Raw genomic sequence first — 18,149 nt, 5'->3', positions numbered from 1 at the left:
TGTGAGTTTATTTTCTAAAAAAATATAAAAGAGCCATTCATTAGTCTGAATAGCTCTTCAATATAATTAAAACTCATACGTATAGGCAATTTTATATAACTCCATTAACTCTTGTAAGGTTGGTATCTTCGGATTGTTGCCTGGGCTTCCACTTGCAAGCGCATCCTCAGCCATTTTAGGAATGGCCTGATAATAAGCATGCTCCTCTATTCCCCATTGTTTTAAATTGCCAATTTTCATATGCTTACACATATTTTTAATGGAAGTAATAGCAAGCTGAGCAAGCTCCTCTTGTGATAGACTTTCTTTTGTTTTATTAAAAAATTGTCCTAAATCTGCCAATCGATCTATACAAGTATCTTTTGAATAGTCTAGTACAGCTGGTAAAAGCATCGCGTTGGAGATACCATGAGGAACATGGAAAAGAGCACCAATCGGACGCGACATTCCATGCACAAGGGCAACAGAAGCATTTGAAAATGACAGCCCTGCCTGCATCGAGCCCAATGACATCGCTTCTCTAGCATCAACATCATCGCCATGTTCATAAACCTTTATGATGTTATTCACAATTAATTCCATAGCAGATAAGGCGAGCACATTCGAATAAGGATGAGCTAAGCGCGATAAATAGCTCTCAATGGCATGGCTCAATGCATCTATTCCTGTTGCTGCGGTAATGGCAGGAGGTGAAGTAATGGTTAAAATAGGATCAACAATCGCAACAGTTGGCATAAAAGCTGGTTGCTTAATCATCATTTTCACATCATTTATCGTGTTGGTAATAACGGTTGCATCTGTTGCTTCAGAGCCTGTACCCGCTGTCGTTGGTATCGCTATGTGTGGGATTGGTACAGAAGCTGCTACCTTTGCCATTTTCATATAATCCCCTATATAGCCACCGTTTGTAGCCACTACTGCAATCGCCTTTGCCGTATCAATACAGCTACCACCACCAACAGATATAATGACATCACAGTTTTCCTTCTGCAAAAGCTGCAATCCCTCTGCTACATACGTATCATCTGGCTCTGTTGTCACCCCTAAATATGAAACGACTTCTAGCCCTTGGTTCTTTAACAGTGTATGGCATTGCTTGACAAAGCCTAAACTGTCCATGATTGGATCACTAATAATTAATGCCTTAGAGCCTAGTTTTTTAGCATACTCTCCTACTTCTTCAAATGAATCACGACCATATACAATCGTTCCTGGTGAATGAACGGTAAAGATGGTTTTTGTTTGAATCATATTTTCCCTCCTAAGCTATTGAGCTGTATAGCCACCATCTAATAGAATGGCCTGACCGGTTAACCCCTTTGCTACATCACTTGCTAAATATAATGCAAGTCCAGTAATTTCCGAGACATCAAGTAAACGTTTTTGTGGGACAAGTGGATATAACACTTGTTCAAGTACTTCTTCCACTTGAATACCCCGTGTCTTTGCTAAATCCATAAACTGATTACGTACTAATTCCGTATCAACATACCCTGGACAAATGGCATTTACCGTAATTCCATTTGTCGCCACCTCTAGTGCGGTTACCTTAGTGAGCCCAATCACACCATGCTTTGCTGCATTGTAACCAGCCTTACCAGCAAACCCAATAACGCCATTGATGGATGCCATATTAATAATACGACCAAATTGATTTTTCTTCATATGTGGTAACGCATACTTCATCGCCACAAAGGGAGCAACGACCATCACTTTTTGCATTGACTCAAAAATTTCTGTCTTAAAATCCTCAATAAGCGACACATGTTGAAATCCTGCATTATTGATTAAAATATCTAATGTTGAGAATTTATTAATCGTAAAATCAATGGCTTCTCTTATGGCTTGTTCTTCTGTCACATCACATATAAAGGAAGTTAAAGAGGGGTTTTGTGCGACAGCTTCTTCTAAAAGCTGTTCATTTTTATCCGTAATCACAACATTAGCCCCTTGCTCATCAAATGCTTGTGCCATGGCAAGGCCAATACCACGAGCTGCTCCTGTAATAAAAACCGTTTTTCCTTGCATACTACATCCCTCCTACATCCCTAATAAGAATAATATGATCGCAAGTATTGTACCTATGATGGGGATAATAACCGTCAAAGCTCCAAATGGCATATATGCATCCTTCTGCTTTTCATTACAAACTGAATTGATGGTTGTCACAACATATCCACCGTGTGGCAATGAATCTAGGGAACCAAATGCTATAGCGATTGTTCGATGTAACGTGCCTCTGTATCTACACCCATCTCGATATAATGCGGTGCAAGTAAGGGCATTGGAATCGTTTGTCCCCCTGATGCTGAACCTGTTAAACCAGCAATAACAGCTATTGCTAAGGCTCCTCCAATCAGCGGACTACCAGGAATATTGGTCATTACATCTACTGTTGCAACAAAGGATGGCGTTGCTTTTACTACGCCTTCAAAGCCGACAACAGCCGCCGTATTGGCAATGGCAATGATCGCACCTATTGCACCTGCTGCTAATGTTGCGCCAACTGACTTTGCATATTTGTAGCTCACTAAATAAGCCACGAGACAGCCACTAGTTAAGGCTACAATTAAAAGTTAGGAAGTTGGCCTGATTTTCATTAGCTGTTTGAGGAAAAAATGCGAGACCATTTGTTAAGGCTGCTAACAGCGCAGTTAACGGTGCTGAAATAAGTAGATTTATACCCCCTCTTTGTTAAATAAACTACCAAAAAGACCGATATACTCTAACATTTACACCTCACCCATCCCCTTTTTTAGAAAAAGAGCTGTATGTCTCTACAGCTCTAGGTTTTATTAGTCGTTATTGCTTGGGAATGCAAATGTGGATGCTGTGGAGGCGTTACCAGCCATCCAACGCTCTGAAATTGTCTTTGTTTTTGTAAAAAAACGTGCTTGATCTGGTCCAAACATATGCCCCTCACCAAAACGAGAGCCTTTAAAGCCAGCAAAGTTATGATAGCCAACGGGAATTGGAATTGGTACATTGACACCAACCATGCCAACATCAATTTCTGTCGTAAATTTGCGAGCTGCTAATCCATCATTCGTAAAGATTGTGACGCCATTACCTAGCTCATGCTTATTTATAAGTGTTATAGCTTCCTCTAATGAATCTACACGAACTACATTGCGAGCTGGACCAAATATTTCTTGCTCATAAACTTCCATGCCTGGCTTTACATGATCTAATAATGTAGGTCCTACATAAAACCCTTTAGACTCTTTAACAATGTCAAGTTCCCGTCCGTCACAGATTACTGAAGCTCCTTCTGCTTCTCCTCGATCAATTGCAGTAAGTATTGCTTCTTTTGATTGTTGAGAAATAACAGGGCCGAAATCTGAATCAGGGTTTGTATAAGGGCCGACCTTAAGATTAGAGATTTTTTCCTTCAGAATCTCCACTAGACGATCTGCAGTATCCTTTCCTACAGGCATAATAGTAGATATCGCCATACAGCGTTGAGAGGCTGCCCCATATGCTGCTCCAATAAAGGCATTAGCTACCTGTTCAAGATCGGCATCTGGCATTACAACCATATTATTTTTACCCCCGCCTAGTGCCGTAACGCGTTTTCCGTATTTTGATCCAGTTTCATAAATATACTTTGCCACTGGTGTTGATCCAACAAATGAAATCGCTTGCACAGTTGGGTTTTCTAAAAGTTCATTGACCGCATCTTTATCACCATTGACCACTGTCCAAATACCATCAGGCAACCCTGCCTTCTTCCAAAGCTCACTAACATACAATGCAGTCATCGGCACACGTTCGGATGCTTTTAAAATCACCGCGTTTCCTACAGCAAGGGCCATACTCGTTTGCGCTAGAGGCACCATGATGGGGAAATTAAATGGAGAAATTGCCGCCACAACCCCTAATGGATATTTTGCAGAATAAGCATTTATTTGACCTCCAACATTTACAGAGTATTCTCCTTTCATTAAGTGGGGCGCACCAATGGCTAAATCAACAGATTCAAGTCCTCTTGTAATTTCACCTTTGGCATCTTCAATCGTTTTACCGCTTTCAGTACAAATAATCTGTAATAGCTCCTCCATATTGTCAGTGATAAGGTTACGGAACTTTAGTACAATTTCTGCACGCTTCGCTACTGATGTATCACGCCAAGCTGGAAATGCTGCTTGAGCTTGCTCGATAGCATCTCGTGTTTCCTCTACTGTTGCAAGGGGTACCTTAGCAATGACTTCACCTGTTGTTGGATTAAATACCGACCCAAATCGCCCACTTTTCCCTTCAACCATTTTGCCACCAATAAAATGTGTTAATGTTTTAACCACTTGAGCTGTTGTCATATCCATATCCTCCTCTTAAAATTGTTCTAGTTTACATTTTTCTTTTAAGCTTAAATAAGCTGCAGACATATCATTTTCTCCATAGCCCTGCTGCGCAATCTCACTGTAAAGATCCACCAGCTTTTCACCGATTCGCAGAGATACGCCTGCTTCATCTGCCATTTCCTTAGCTAATTTCAAATCTTTTACTAATAGATTTGTCGAAAAGCCTGGCTCATAATTATCATTTTTCATATATTCCATATAATTGCGTTCATAAATACGGCTTTGCCCATAACTATTACTTAATACCTCATACAGCGTGTCTGCCTGAATACCCATTTTTTCTCCAAGTAAAATAGTTTCAGCGACTGCCTCTGTGTAAAAGCCAATCATTAAGTTATTGAGTAATTTAATTCGCGTTCCTACACTTGGAGATGTGCCCAGGTGATAAACGTTTTTTCCCACTATTCCGAATATTTCTGTAGCACTTTTATAATCAGCTGTGTCACCACCAACCATAATGGTTAATGTCGCATTGACAGCCCCAATTACACCCCCACTGACAGGTGCGCCCAAATAACGTAATCCCAAAGCTTTAGCTTCTGTATGTAACGTATCATTCAATTCGGGATTAACAGTACTGAAATCAATCAGCAGGCATCCTTTCTTTGCATGTTGTAAAATTCCTTGTTCTGACTGATAAACCAATTCTACAACGTGAGGGGTAGGCAAACTTGTCATAATAACATCACATTGTTTCGCAATATCTATTGCTGTCTCAAGACCGATACCACCTGCTGCGACGAATTGTTCCATTGCTTTCGCATTCGTATCGAAACCAAACACCTCATAATCTGCTCTTAATAAGTTAATAGACATCGGTAAACCCATATTCCCTAAGCCAATAAAACCTAATTTTTCCTTCATTGTGACCTCCTCATACCTTGAAAATACACCAGGAAAACTTGATGATATACTAGCCAACTTTCATTTTTTAAAGTAACATTAATAACGAGATAATTTCACTGACCATAGTCATTGACCTTGGTCATTTAAATCATAATCAATCGAAATCCATCTCGTCAATTAAAAATTTGATATTTTCAGAATATTTTTTATAAAAGATATTTTACAATATTTTATATAGGAGGTATTAGCTACCTATGGAAGCACTCACAAGCAGACAGAAAAAGGCATTAGAAACACGTGAAAAATTATTGAAAACTTCTTTAGACTTATTTAACAAACATGGTTATGAACATGTTTCTGTTGAACAAATTACGAAGGCATGCAATGTTTCGAAGGGTACCTTTTATACACATTTCCCATCTAAATACGATGTTATTTTAGATAAATTTAAGGAACTTGATAATTTTTATAGTACAGTTGAAAAAAATATTGATGCCACATTACCAGCAAGTGAAAAAATACTATTAGTGTTTCAAGAGCAAATGAACTATTTAACAAAAATTGTAGGAAAGGATTTATTGCGTACAGTATATACGGCTGCTATGACAAACCAAGTAGAACAGGATCATTATTTAATCAATCCACAACGAAAGATTTTTCAGATAATGAATACCTATATCGCGGAAGGTATTCAACAAGGGGAATTTAGACAGGATCTATCTGCTACTACCATACAAACACTTATTCAGCGCTGTATGCGTGCGAATGTCTATGATTGGTTAATACATAGTGAAGATTTTGACCTAACCTCCGAGATGTCCCAATTTACAGCAATTGTTTTAAAAGGTCTTAAAAACGACAAATTAAAAAGTAGCACTTCATCTATTTTATGATGTAAGTGCTACCCGTTTTCTAGCTAACAAAATATTGTTGTACAATCGTTTCAACTGGTAATGGTTTATTATACAAATAGCCTTGCCCTTTTTGACAACGATGGCGTTTGAGAAAATCGACTTGTGTGGGTTCTTCAATTCCCTCTGCAATGACCTCTAACCCTAAATTATGAGACATCGAGATAATGGCTTTTATGATGGCTTCATTTTTGTCATCCTTTGCTATATCTGCAATAAATGACTGATCAATTTTAATAATATCAATCGGATAACGCTTGAGATAACTTAATGATGAATAGCCTGTCCCAAAGTCATCCACAGACACATAAACACCTAATTGCTTCAGTTCTGTAAGAATCGAAAATGTTTCATGTACATTTGTCATGGAACTTTCGGTAATTTCTACTTCTAATAATTCAGGTGGTACACCATATTTCTTTAAAGCTGTTTTAATTTTTCGGGCAAAATTTTCTTTTCTAAACTGTTTTGGTGATATATTGACTGCAATCCGTACAGGACGATATCCCTTCGATTGCCATTCTCTTTGGTATCGACATACCTCGTCAATAATCCAATCCCCGATTTCAATAATTAAACCTGAAGCTTCCGCAATAGGAATAAACTGTGCTGGTGATACAAAACCAAATTTACGATTATTCCATCGTAATAAAGCTTCAAAGCTATTGATGCTATTATTTGCCAAATCCATTTGTGGTTGTAAATGAAGACTTAGCTCATTAAATTCAATTGCTCGACGTAAATGTGCTTCCATCAATGCTTCGTTTGGAAAAATGGCCGTCATATCTTCACGGTAGTAGCGGTAATGTGAGCGACCATGTTCTTTAACAGAAAATAAAGCTTTATCAGCTTTCCTTACAAGTGTCTCGATATCTTTACCATCTGCTGGACTAAGTGAAATCCCAATCGATACGCTAATAAAATATTCCTGTCCATCTATCATAAATGGCTGTTTTAATACGTCCATGATCAAGTTTGCAGTCCGCTCAATTTTTTGGATGGTTGCATCTTTTAGTACAAAAATAAACTCATCACTATTATATCGATATAACGAACACTTTGAGTAGCAAAGCTCCCGTAACCTATGGCTAAACATACGCATCAACTCATCTCCCTTGCTCTCGCCAAGGGATTCATTAAACTTTTTAAATCGGTCAATGTCAACTAAAATAAGAGCGGCTTGCTTATGCTCTTGCTTTTTATCATTTAAATGTTGGAGCCAATGCTCTTTAAAAGCTTTTCGATTCCAAATACCTGTTAATTCGTCCATTAGTGCTAGGTAATAGAATGCTTCATGATCATTCATAAATGAATTGGCATCTTTAACAAATAAGTGTACACCTACAACTTCATCATTATAATATGTTGGATGCGTTCTTAAATAAAAGGGTTCTTTACTTAGCAAATCACCTTTCAATAAACATTTAGGCATGCCAAACGCTGAACCTTCAATTGTTTTGGTAAATAATAATTTAAATTCATTGAGATATTTACTTTCGAGTAATGAAAAAATATCTAGTCCAATTAGACTTTGCTGCTCTCTCGACAGTGTAGCAGTAGCAGCAATATTTTGATGAATTATTCGACCTTGTAAATCTGTCGTTAACACTGGACTTACATGTTGCTCAATGAACTGTAAATAGGGCTTTTCTTCAACTGCTATCGCTCGAAGAATAATGGCAACTATTGATTCAGAAAAGTGCTGAACATGAAGCGCAAATGTTTTCTCTTGAAGACCATTACCTAATCTTAGAGTATGCTGTTTATTGAAGTCTTCAATTAGAAATCCCGACAATTGCAGCCAGCATTGCTTAGTAAAAAAGTTCTCAGCGTTTTTGGCTGTTATATCCTCCAGCTCAATCATTGACGATAGCTTATCATTAAATTCAACGACCTCAAACACTGTCTTATCAACTTGTTGCAAAAAAACGATTGCATCAAATGGATTCAGTTGCATGAGCTGTTGATAATCTGCAAATGGCGCTACACTTTCTCTACATTTTTTCATTCTATCCCTCACTAAGTAGCGTGTTTGCTCTATTCTTCGTCTAGCGTAGGCTTTAATGCTTCCTTCAAGAAAATTTCCTGGCTATTCAATGGATCTTCGCTACGATCAAACTCTTTATAATGATACTTACCATTAGAGTCTTGAATACGTGCTTTGGCAGTATCCATTAATTGTGCATTCATTATGTCAATAATACGAGTTTTTGCTTCACTTGCATATACAGGGAATAAAATTTCTACACGTTTAATCATATTGCGTGTCATCATATCTGCAGAGGATAAATAGACTTTATTTTCCCCATTATGATGGAACCAATAAATACGAGAGTGTTCAAGGAAGCGACCAACAATACTTGTTACGGTAATGTTTTCACTAATACCTGGGATACCTGGTCTAATACAGCATATGCCACGAATAATAAGTTCGACCTTTACACCCGCAATTGATGCCTCATAAAGCTTCATCATTAAATCTTTGTCTGTCAATGAATTCATTTTTGCACGAATAAAACCATTTCCATATTTTTTATGACAGGCAATTTCCTCATCCATTAAACGAATAAACTCATCTCGTATATCAAATGGTGCCACGACTAAATGATTAAAAGTAGGCTTTTCTGTATAGCCACTTAAGTAGTTAAAGAAATTTGTCGCATCAATGCCAAACTCTTTATCTGTCGTTATTATGCCCATATCCGTATAGATTTTTGCAGTAGCATCATTATAATTTCCTGTACCCAAATGGACAAAGCGTTCAATTTTGCCGTTACGACGACTAACGACTAGCGTGATTTTGGAGTGTGTTTTTAAATTATTCATCCCATAAATCACAAGACAACCTGCTTGTTCTAATTGTTTTGCCCAGTGCACATTATTTTCTTCGTCGAAGCGAGCCTTTAGCTCAACTAATACCGTGACTTGTTTACCGTTTTCAGCGGCAAGCTTTAACGCTTGAATAATCGGTGAATTCCCGCTTACTCGATATAATGTCTGTTTTATAGCCAATACATTCGGGTTAACAGCGGCCTCAGAAATAAAATCAACAATAGGGGCAAAAGATTCATATGGATGATGGAAAAATATATCCTGTTGAAGTGCTTTTTCGAAAATATTTTCGTCAGACTGTAAATCTAAAGGTGGCTGTGGGATAAAGCTTTCATATTCTAAATGCTCACGACCTACAGAAATACCTTTCACAAAAGAGAACATAAACGTTAAATCCAATGGACCATCAATATGGAATACATCGGATTCTTCTATTTCAAATTCATCTAGTAAGTATCTCAGCACTTCCTCATTCATTTCTCCAACTCGAACTTCTAAACGGCTTCCTACTCCCCATTTTCGCTTTTTCAGCTCTTTTTCGATCTCCACGAGAAGATCTCGAGCCCCTTCTTCATGGATCGTTAAATCCGCATTTCTTGTTAAACGGAAGGCTTGTGCTGATTTTACGCTATAGCCATAAAACAGCTTTTCTATATGCGCTACTATCACATCCTCCAATAAAACGACAACTGTCTTTCCTTCTTCTGACGGTACTTTTATATAGCGATCCAACACAGATGGAACCTGGACAATTGCCACTTTTTCACGACTTTCAAGATCTGACTCATCCTGCTCTAACAGTACTAGTAAATTCAAGGTTTTACCAAGTAAGGTTGGGAAAGGACGATATGCATCCACTGCAACAGGTGTTAAAACAGGGAAGATAGTTTCTGCAAACATTTCATTGATAAATGATTTTTGTGTGCTATTTAAATCTTTCATGTCCGCAATATGTACATTATGTTGTGGCAGTAAATCATAGATTAAATGTCGATATACCTCGGTTTGTCGACGAACTAATGCTTGTGTGCGTTCTGCGATTTTGGCCAACTGTTCCTTTGGCGTTAAGCCAGATTTGTTTTCGGGCTTATGAAAACCAGCGCGTACCTGGTCCTGTAATCCTGCAACACGCACCATAAAAAATTCATCTAAATTTGAACTAAATATAGCCAAAAATTTTAAACGCTCTAGCAGAGGATTATTAATATCCTCTGCTTCTTCTAATACTCGCTCATTAAAGGCAAGCCAACTTAATTCCCGATTATTGTAATATTGAGGCTTTGCAATTTCCTCCAACAATAGATTGTAGTTTTCGGAAAACTCTTCCTCGTATAGCTCGTTTTTCGTTACTTCAGTTGTCATCCATTGTTCCACCCTTCTTCAATAAAATTGATTTTCATTGGGATTTTTAATGCACGTTCTAAATGTTTTCTATGTCGATTGGCTTGATATTTTTCAGCCGCAGCATTCTTTTTAACATAAATATCAAGCTGAACATGATCTTCTTCGGTGTGCATTTCAATAGCGTGTACAATATTGCGCTTTGAAACATTTAATGCATAGACAAATTTTAATAACGCTCCGAAATCTCGTATTTTACGATGTTCCTCCCGACTCATCCATGTAGCAAATGGAGCAGCAAATCGTTCGAAATAATCTTTATTTTTATAGGAGGCAAGAAGTGCTAGTTTTACTCGTTCTAAATGATTTAAACCATCAATGGATTGATTTGCAATTAAATAAAAAGTATGTTGGCTTGAAGAGCTTAATTCGATATACTCTCCTATATTAAAAACCTTCGCCGCTTTTGCTAATAAATGCAAATCTTCTGGATTATATTGCAAGTAGCCTAAATGACAACATTCACGATACAATTGATCTGCTAAATGCATTAAATAATCTACTTCCATTTCACTCCGACCATACTGACGTGCTAATCTTCTAGCATTTCCTTCAAATACATTATATTTATCAAAGGCTTGTGTCTCTGTTTGCAAAATCCGTTGAAAAATGAGTCCCTCACGTAAACCTCGTTTTGTCAGTTGGAAGGACTCACTACCAACTACCTCCATCAACACTCTAAATACCTCTAATGCAGGAACAATGATATCTGCACGGTCTGATGAAAGACCGTCCAATTGTTTCAATTCCTGAAAGCTTAATTGCCCTAAAAATAAGCTTAAATCATCCAAATCTCCCTTTGTCATTTCGTAGCCATGAACGCTGGCAATAGGATAATCATGCTTTTGTTGATGTATTTGAGCAATATTGCGCGCACTACCACCAATTGCGATAATAGGTAGAGCAATATTTTTTATCCAAGGGAGAGTTTGGAACTGCTCTTTTACAAAGGTAAGAAGCTCTTTTTTCTCACTACTATTGATAATGTCACCTTTTACAAAACGTTGCTTTAAAGAAACTGTCCCAAAAGGAAAGCTATGTGATTGCTGAATTTCTTTATTTTCAAACAGCGTAATTTCGGTACTACCACCACCGATATCTATCGTCACAGCCGATTTCGTACCCATGGAATAAGCAACAGCAACGTAGCCAAAATAGGCTTCTTCCTCTTCTGATAAAAGCTCTATTTGGATACCTGTTCGTTCTTTCATTACCTCAATAATTTTGTCACGATTAGTGGCTTGTCGGATGGCAGCAGTCGCAGCAGCTTTTACATCTGTTACTTCAAAATCCTCAAGCATTGCTTTAAATGTTAATAAAGTTTCTGATAACAATTGAATACCTTCATCAGACATCTCCCCTGAGGGCTGTATATATGTACGCAATCGTGCTACCGTTTTGATATTTCCAAGCTCACGAAGTCCCTCTTCATTATCATATTGATATAATACTAATCGAATAGTATTGGAGCCGATATCAATAATCGCTGTTTTTAATTCATTCAAATAATCACATCCTTCAAGCGTCTACAATTTATTTTGTTCATAATATTTGGACATATACAAAAAAAGTCGGTCCCTCTTAATTAAGGCATCCGACTTTTCTTTCATTTATTTTTACTTGCAGGATACCAATTATTAAAATTGAGAAGTATCATGTAAGCCATGGTGATTACAGAATTAGTTGGTCAACACGTAAAATGAGCTCTGCAATTTCTGGCTTACTTATTTGATCCTCAGCCCCTACTTGATCACCTTTATGACGTAGGTCATCTGTAATGAGACTTGAGAAAATGATAACAGGAAGCTTTTGAAGATCGGGATGCTCTTTGATTTTTCGTGTCAAATGATGGCCATCCATTTGTGGCATTTCAATATCCGTTACCACCAATTGAATATGCTCTGCTATATCACTACCACTCTTCACAATTCCCTCTAAGTATTCATAAGCATCGCGGCCATTTTCAAAGAATTCAACATTGTCATAACCAGCTTCACTCATTGTATCGAATAGTAATTTACGTAATAACGGTGAATCTTCCGCAATTAAAATTCGCTTACCAGATCGCTCACGTTTGCCGAGCTTTTTAACAGATTCCACACTAATTCCTGATGCAGGATTGATATCCACCATAATTCTTTCGAAATCTAGTAATAGAATCATTTGCTCATTCTGTTTAATGACACCAATTACTTGTGATGTACCTCCTTGATACATATCTGAAGGCTTTTCAATTTGATTCCAAGAAATACGATGAATCTGTGTGACATTATCTACATGGAAAACCACACGTTGTTTATTAAACTCTGCTACAATATATTTTTGTTGTGGATTACGCTCAGCACCTTGAATCCCTAATACTCGTAGCATATCTACAACAGGTAATACCTCACCTCGTAATTGAATGATTCCTTCTACATGCGGGTGCGCGTGTGGGATAAATGTTACTGGGATCGGTTGAATAATTTCTTTTACTTTAATAACATTGATGCCGAATTTATTGTTTGCTACTTCAAATTCAACGATCTCTAGCTCATTTGTGCCACTTTCTAATAATATTCCTTTATGTTCCAATGCAACCCCGCTCCTTTCTCTACATCTGTTTATAATTCAATTGTATCATAGGCAATACATTTCTCCTACTTGCTATTTCCATTTTTATCATTAACTTTTAGATGTACCAGTAGACCAACGACAGTCATAACAATCAACGTTGATAGTGCTACACGACTAGCAAGAGTACCATAATCCTTCATCCACAATGTAACAGTTCCGTATACGGCTGGACCGATAATGGATGATACCTTACCTGAAAAAGCAAACAACCCAAAAAATTGACCGCGTTTTTCGTTTGGTGATAATTCAATTATATATGTCCTAGATGTCACCCACATTGAGCCAAGTGAGATACCAAAAAGACTACCAGCAAGCCAGAACATCCATTGTGCTGAGGCAAAAACAGCGAATACTAACGCAACTATCATAATAAGTGCAACAATTGAAATGGCACGTTTAGCTCCTATTGATTTCGTAATATACCCAAATGCAAGTGATCCAAGGATTGTTGAAACTGTAGAGACCAAATAAAGAACAATAAATTGTCCAGAACTAAAGCCGACAATTGTTGTCGCATAAACAGCCATCATTGCAATCGTTGTAGCGATGGCATCATTTAAAAAGAAATAAGCAATCATAAAGGTAAAGATTGCTTTATATTGCTTCATATCTTTAAATGTTTGAATGATTTCCTTATAACCATCTAAAAACTTTAAGGACTTCCGCTGTGATTTAGGAATCGGTGTATCTTTATTAATTAAGAATAATGGCAATGAAAAGAGTAGATACAGGATAGCTGTTGGAATAAAAGCTCGATGAAAATCGCTATTACCAACATACAAGTAAACAAGTAATCCAAAAAGTGTACCAAGATACCCGATTGCAACACCATACCCTGAGATGAGTGGCATTTCTTCTTTTGTCCCTAGATCACCCATCATAGAATCGTAAAATACTAAACTAGAATTAAAGAAAAATTTTGCTATGACAAAACTTGCAACAACCAAAAACAAACTAAGAGGTACACCAGAGTAATTGACAGTGGTTTGTATATTCGCAAACATTCCCATCATAAACGTAAACAGAATAGATATGGATGCAAACCATACAATAAATCTCTTTTTATAACCTGTGTTATCAATCCAAACACCGAAAAGCGGTGAAAAGATAACGAGCAACAAGCTTGCAATGGCATTTGCATACGATATAAAGGTGCTCGCAACTTGTTGCATGACTTCATTTGTACCTAAAACCTCATCCATGTAAAACGGGAAAAATATTGTATTTATATTTGAAGAAAAAATTGTATTCGCAAAATCATAGAATGCCCATGAAAGTATCGGCAATGATAAATAAATGGCTAATTGACTTCGATGTTGTACGTCTATAGCTGTACTCTTCTTCATAAAACCCTCCCCTCCATTCTCTATAATAATCAATTAATTTCTCTCTGTAATAAAAAATACCTTTTTTTAAAGAAAATTAATATTATTTACAATATAACAGTAAATTCACTGAAAAATAACTGCCAATTGGCCGATAATTGAATACTCATTTTCCTTGTGAATCAAAAAAGGTATTCAAGCCCCTCGCTTGAATACCTTTTTATCATTCTATATCTATGGTCACCCATTCAGAGGACCACTGCTCAATCGCTTTTAGCACAGGTGCAATAGCATAACCTTTTTCCGTCAGTTCATACTCAATGACAACTGGTGTTGATGGAATTACTGTGCGAAGCACTATTTGCTCAGTCTCTAACTCCTTTAAACGTTCTGTTAATACACGACTACTAATATTTAGCTGATTTTTAATGGTCGAATACCTTTGTGGACCATCTAGTAGCTGATAAATAAGTAGAGTATTCCAACGATGATTTAATATCATGAGTGCTTTTTCAAATCGTGGACAAATATTTTTTTGATCCAAATGACTTACCCCCTTTGTATATTAGTTCCTATTTAACAGTATATCACTTTTTTTAAAAAAACTGTTCTAAAAAAACATTTAGTTACTTGACAAAAGTTATTTTTAAAAATAAACTAAGTTACGAATTGTAAGTAAAGAAGAAAAGGAGTTACTCTATTATGCAAAATATTGGTTCAACTATTTTACGTATCGTTTTAGGCATTATTTTTGCAGTGCATGGTTTTCAAAAATTTCAAGGCGGTATCAGCTATACAGCTGACTTCTTTGATAGCCTAGGTATACCAGGATTTATGGCGTATATCGTGGGGATTATTGAATTAGTTGGTGGAATTGCAATTATTTTAGGTTTAGCAACAAGAATATTTGGTGCTTTATTAACCATTACAATGATTGTAGCGATCTTTACGGCAAAGCTTAGCATCGGCTTTATCGGGGCAGATGGATTGGCTGGTTATGAATTAGATTTAGCTTTAGGCGCCATAGCTCTTTACTTTGCTCTCGCAGGCCCGTCTAGCTTCTCACTGGATTCTCAACTTTTTGGGAAAGAGTAAATAAAAAACCTGAAGGCCTCCCATTCATAAGGAGTCTTCAGGTTTCCTATTCATAATCACATCGCGAATTATTTATAATACTTTAAGAGCGCTTGTGTACCATTTTCACCATAGCCTAAGGCGATTAATTTCTCATACATTTCATAGGCTAATGCAAGTCCTGGTAATGTGATGCCCATTTTATTTGACTCATCTAAAGCTATTTTCATATCCTTCACAAAATGTTTAATATAAAAGCCTGGTGCAAAATCTTCTTTTATCATACGTGGTGCTAAATTGCTTAAAGACCATGAACCTGCTGCACCTGAAGAGATCGATTGTAATACGGTAGGTAAATCTAATCCCGCCTTTAGTCCATAAGCTAACGATTCACACACCCCAATCATACCAGAGGCAATGACAATTTGATTGCACATTTTTGCATGCTGGCCGGCTCCTGCCTCACCCTGATAAACTATATTTTCTCCAAATTGCTTCATAATTGGCAATACCTTGTCATATGTAATCTGATCGCCACCAATCATGATAGACAAAGTACCATTTTGCGCACCAATATCCCCACCTGAAACAGGAGCATCTAAAGCCTCTACACCGATGGATTGAGCATGCGTATAAATTTTCTTTGCTAAAGATGGTTCTGAAGTCGTCATATCAATGACAATGTTGCCTTGTTCTGCCGTTTGGAAAAGGCCATTTTCCCCAAAATATACTTCCTCTACATCTGAAGGATAGCCAACCATTGTAAAGGCAATTTCATGATTTCTAAATGCTTCAGCAGGCGAGCTTGCCCATGACGCCCCTAAAGCAACAAGAGGTTTTGCTTTTTCTTGTGTACGCGTATAGACGGTTACTTCATGACCATTTTTTAATAAATGCTTAATAATACTTGCACCCATTACTCCAGTTCCAATAAATGCAATACGTTTCTTTGTCATATGTACATGCTCCTTTGTTCTAGAATGTCTGCACTCTCCGTGAGAGTCTAACTCTATATCTTTTCAGTTTAGGTGAAGGAAAGAAATAATTCAAACCCTTCCCACAACTTGTACTAAAATTTATATGTAGGGCATATATACCGAATAAGCAAAAAAAAGAGAGCAAGTGATTGGGGGATCACTGCTCTAAAGGGGGAAATGAGAATGTTGCTGTGTTCATAGTAAGTTATTCCCCATAGAAATGCATTTTAAACATATATGTTAAAATGTTTTTTTACTCTGAATACTGGAACAATCTTTTTAGTCTTCTTGGTCTTTTTCTTCTTCAAATGCCATCTGTCTATAATAAGTATTCATTAACTGATCTAATCTGCGACTCAGTTGAATGGTTTTTGCATTTTGTAACCCGTTTTCTACACCTGAGCGAATCATCATCTCACGAGTTTGTTCCATTTGTTTCAAGAGTAGATTGACCATTCATACAACCCTCCACACACAAATAATCATACCATTATTATACATTTATATTTCATTTCTTACAGCATTAACTTACGACAATGTTCGACAAATTAACTTCTTGGTGTTTCAGTATAAGTATAGATAATTCGTCCATTTTGCTTGGCCTCACCTCTAAAATGTTTAAATAATGGGTGTTTTACAAGTATTTCACGAAATTCGTAAAATTCTTCCTTTTGAATTTCAATACTTTCTCTTTCCCCATTTTGTAATTGTTTAAGCATATTTTCGTATTTTTCCATGAACTTTATTCCTCTCTTTGCCTCATTTGTGTAATAAATTATGAATTATTTAAAAAAGGCTTTACGTTTACCAATTTTTCATGCAAACTGTATATTATTAGTCGATGAAGGAGCTGACTGTCTGTGAAAATAGCTGAAGTTGGAAATATTATCGAGTTTAAAAATGGTCTCCAAGGTATTGTAGAAAAGGTAAATGAAAATTCGGTGATCGTTAATTTAACATATATGGAGAATTTTGATTCCCTTGAAATTGAAGAAAAAACGGTCGTCAATCATAAACGATATAAAATTTTATATACTAATGAAGCTTAATAGTCTGAATAGTCCCTATTTGTCTTAATAGATGATAAGGGACTATTTTTTTGATAAGATTAGGGTATGGAGGTCGAATATGCTAACAAATTCGAAACAAACAATTCTATTTCTCCTTTCTTTATTATTCGTTTATGGCATGCTTGCTTTTACCTTTGCTAACCAAGCGGTATTTTGGTACATGTATGCATTCACTCTACTAGTATGTATTGCCATTGCCATTTTAGCTGGCTCCATCGAAGATCAATTACCTACATGGCAATTTTTACTCTTTGGTATTGGATACGGTACCATCACATATGGTATTATTCGCTTTGGTTACTGGCTCGCTCCATATATTAATAATAACTTAGTACAATCCGTTCAAAAATTTTTAGCAAGCTACGGACCACAAAATATTTGGCACTATGTTTTACTCGTATTTATCGTTTCCATAGGTGAAGAATTATTTTGGCGTGGTTATATCCAACAACAGTTAAAACGCTTTATGCGCCCAACTTTGGCTGTCATAGTTACCGCAGTATTATGTGCTGTCTCAATTGCCCTAAGCGGATTTATGCTTGGTGTCATTGCTGCACTGGTAACAAGCATTATTTGGGGCTTCTTATATGAATGGCGTAAAAGTATGCCACTTGTTATTGTAGCTCATGTCGTTTTTGTACTATTATTATTTTTAGTGTTGCCTTTAACATCATAACATTAATATTTGGAAACATTTTATCTTTACTAACGTTTAATTTAGAAAAGGAGGGTTTTT

Annotated in this window: 17 protein-coding genes and 1 pseudogene; 4 read left to right on the top strand and 14 right to left on the bottom strand. The window is 36.7% G+C overall.

Translation table 11 applies throughout. The features are described 5' to 3' along the window. Window positions 1-66: 66 nt before the first annotated feature. The 5 genes and pseudogenes from MHB39_RS04250 to MHB39_RS04230 form a co-directional block, all read right to left on the bottom strand. Window positions 67-1,251: an iron-containing alcohol dehydrogenase gene (locus MHB39_RS04250; RefSeq protein ID WP_333006373.1), complete on the bottom strand. Its 1,185-nt coding sequence runs from the start codon at window positions 1,249-1,251 to the stop codon at window positions 67-69. 15 nt (window positions 1,252-1,266) lie between these two features. Further along, on the bottom strand, window positions 1,267-2,028 hold the full coding sequence (locus MHB39_RS04245; RefSeq protein ID WP_342545912.1) for a 3-hydroxybutyrate dehydrogenase: 762 nt from the start codon (window positions 2,026-2,028) through the stop codon (window positions 1,267-1,269). A 12-nt stretch (window positions 2,029-2,040) separates the two neighbouring features. Further along, window positions 2,041-2,573, bottom strand: a pseudogene (locus MHB39_RS04240) (GntP family permease); the annotation flags it as partial. Between the two features lie 222 nt (window positions 2,574-2,795). Then, a complete protein-coding gene (locus MHB39_RS04235) occupies window positions 2,796-4,316 on the bottom strand; it encodes a CoA-acylating methylmalonate-semialdehyde dehydrogenase (protein ID WP_312123764.1) in 1,521 nt (506 codons plus the stop codon). Between the two features lie 15 nt (window positions 4,317-4,331). Then, window positions 4,332-5,225 (bottom strand): NAD(P)-dependent oxidoreductase, encoded by an 894-nt coding sequence (locus MHB39_RS04230; protein WP_036075757.1) that lies wholly within the window; start codon window positions 5,223-5,225, stop codon window positions 4,332-4,334. A 236-nt stretch (window positions 5,226-5,461) separates the two neighbouring features. On the opposite strand from MHB39_RS04230, the gene MHB39_RS04225 reads away from it, so the two are divergent. Next, the gene (locus tag MHB39_RS04225; protein WP_342545911.1) at window positions 5,462-6,100 is read left to right on the top strand and encodes a TetR/AcrR family transcriptional regulator; all 639 of its coding nucleotides are present in this window, start codon (window positions 5,462-5,464) and stop codon (window positions 6,098-6,100) included. Window positions 6,101-6,119: 19 nt separating this feature from the next. Here MHB39_RS04225 and MHB39_RS04220 read toward each other — a convergent pair whose 3' ends face one another. The 6 genes from MHB39_RS04220 to MHB39_RS04195 all read right to left on the bottom strand — a co-directional run bounded on the left by MHB39_RS04220 (window position 6,120) and on the right by MHB39_RS04195 (window position 14,836). Continuing rightward, window positions 6,120-8,126: a bifunctional diguanylate cyclase/phosphodiesterase gene (locus tag MHB39_RS04220; RefSeq protein WP_312123765.1), complete on the bottom strand. Its 2,007-nt coding sequence runs from the start codon at window positions 8,124-8,126 to the stop codon at window positions 6,120-6,122. Window positions 8,127-8,155: 29 nt separating this feature from the next. Beyond that, window positions 8,156-10,312, bottom strand: coding sequence for an RNA degradosome polyphosphate kinase (locus MHB39_RS04215; RefSeq protein WP_016992445.1), 2,157 nt, complete (start codon window positions 10,310-10,312; stop codon window positions 8,156-8,158). Continuing rightward, on the bottom strand, window positions 10,309-11,856 hold the full coding sequence (locus tag MHB39_RS04210; RefSeq protein WP_342545908.1) for a Ppx/GppA family phosphatase: 1,548 nt from the start codon (window positions 11,854-11,856) through the stop codon (window positions 10,309-10,311). The genes MHB39_RS04215 and MHB39_RS04210 overlap by 4 nt, the downstream gene beginning before the upstream one ends. Window positions 11,857-12,022: 166 nt before the next feature. Then, complete coding sequence (locus tag MHB39_RS04205; RefSeq protein ID WP_016992447.1) at window positions 12,023-12,925, bottom strand: chemotaxis protein; 903 nt, start codon at window positions 12,923-12,925, stop codon at window positions 12,023-12,025. A gap of 65 nt (window positions 12,926-12,990) precedes the next feature. Beyond that, window positions 12,991-14,313 carry an MFS transporter gene (locus tag MHB39_RS04200; protein WP_016992448.1) on the bottom strand — a complete coding sequence of 441 codons (1,323 nt, stop codon included), beginning with the start codon at window positions 14,311-14,313 and terminating at the stop codon, window positions 12,991-12,993. A 202-nt stretch (window positions 14,314-14,515) separates the two neighbouring features. After that, window positions 14,516-14,836 carry a helix-turn-helix domain-containing protein gene (locus MHB39_RS04195; RefSeq protein ID WP_016992449.1) on the bottom strand — a complete coding sequence of 107 codons (321 nt, stop codon included), beginning with the start codon at window positions 14,834-14,836 and terminating at the stop codon, window positions 14,516-14,518. A 158-nt stretch (window positions 14,837-14,994) separates the two neighbouring features. On the opposite strand from MHB39_RS04195, the gene MHB39_RS04190 reads away from it, so the two are divergent. After that, a complete protein-coding gene (locus tag MHB39_RS04190; protein WP_342545907.1) occupies window positions 14,995-15,387 on the top strand; it encodes a DoxX family protein in 393 nt (130 codons plus the stop codon). Between the two features lie 68 nt (window positions 15,388-15,455). Here MHB39_RS04190 and MHB39_RS04185 read toward each other — a convergent pair whose 3' ends face one another. The 3 genes from MHB39_RS04185 to MHB39_RS04175 form a co-directional block, all read right to left on the bottom strand. Then, a complete protein-coding gene (locus tag MHB39_RS04185) occupies window positions 15,456-16,322 on the bottom strand; it encodes an NAD(P)-dependent oxidoreductase (protein ID WP_016992450.1) in 867 nt (288 codons plus the stop codon). Window positions 16,323-16,622: 300 nt separating this feature from the next. Then, a complete protein-coding gene (locus tag MHB39_RS04180; protein WP_004224595.1) occupies window positions 16,623-16,799 on the bottom strand; it encodes an aspartyl-phosphate phosphatase Spo0E family protein in 177 nt (58 codons plus the stop codon). Between the two features lie 92 nt (window positions 16,800-16,891). Then, window positions 16,892-17,080: a hypothetical protein gene (locus MHB39_RS04175; protein WP_016992451.1), complete on the bottom strand. Its 189-nt coding sequence runs from the start codon at window positions 17,078-17,080 to the stop codon at window positions 16,892-16,894. A 123-nt stretch (window positions 17,081-17,203) separates the two neighbouring features. Between MHB39_RS04175 and MHB39_RS04170 the strand changes: the two genes are divergently transcribed. Next, window positions 17,204-17,392: a DUF2187 family protein gene (locus tag MHB39_RS04170; RefSeq protein WP_004224583.1), complete on the top strand. Its 189-nt coding sequence runs from the start codon at window positions 17,204-17,206 to the stop codon at window positions 17,390-17,392. A 79-nt stretch (window positions 17,393-17,471) separates the two neighbouring features. After that, a complete protein-coding gene (locus tag MHB39_RS04165) occupies window positions 17,472-18,089 on the top strand; it encodes a type II CAAX endopeptidase family protein (RefSeq protein ID WP_036075766.1) in 618 nt (205 codons plus the stop codon). Window positions 18,090-18,149: the final 60 nt, after the last annotated feature.

It is taken from the genome of Lysinibacillus sp. FSL K6-4013 (genome assembly GCF_038630435.1).
Classification (GTDB): Bacteria; Bacillota; Bacilli; order Bacillales_A; family Planococcaceae; genus Lysinibacillus; species Lysinibacillus boronitolerans.
Note: the sequence above shows the minus strand (reverse complement) of the source record. Positions and strands in the feature narration are given on the sequence as shown.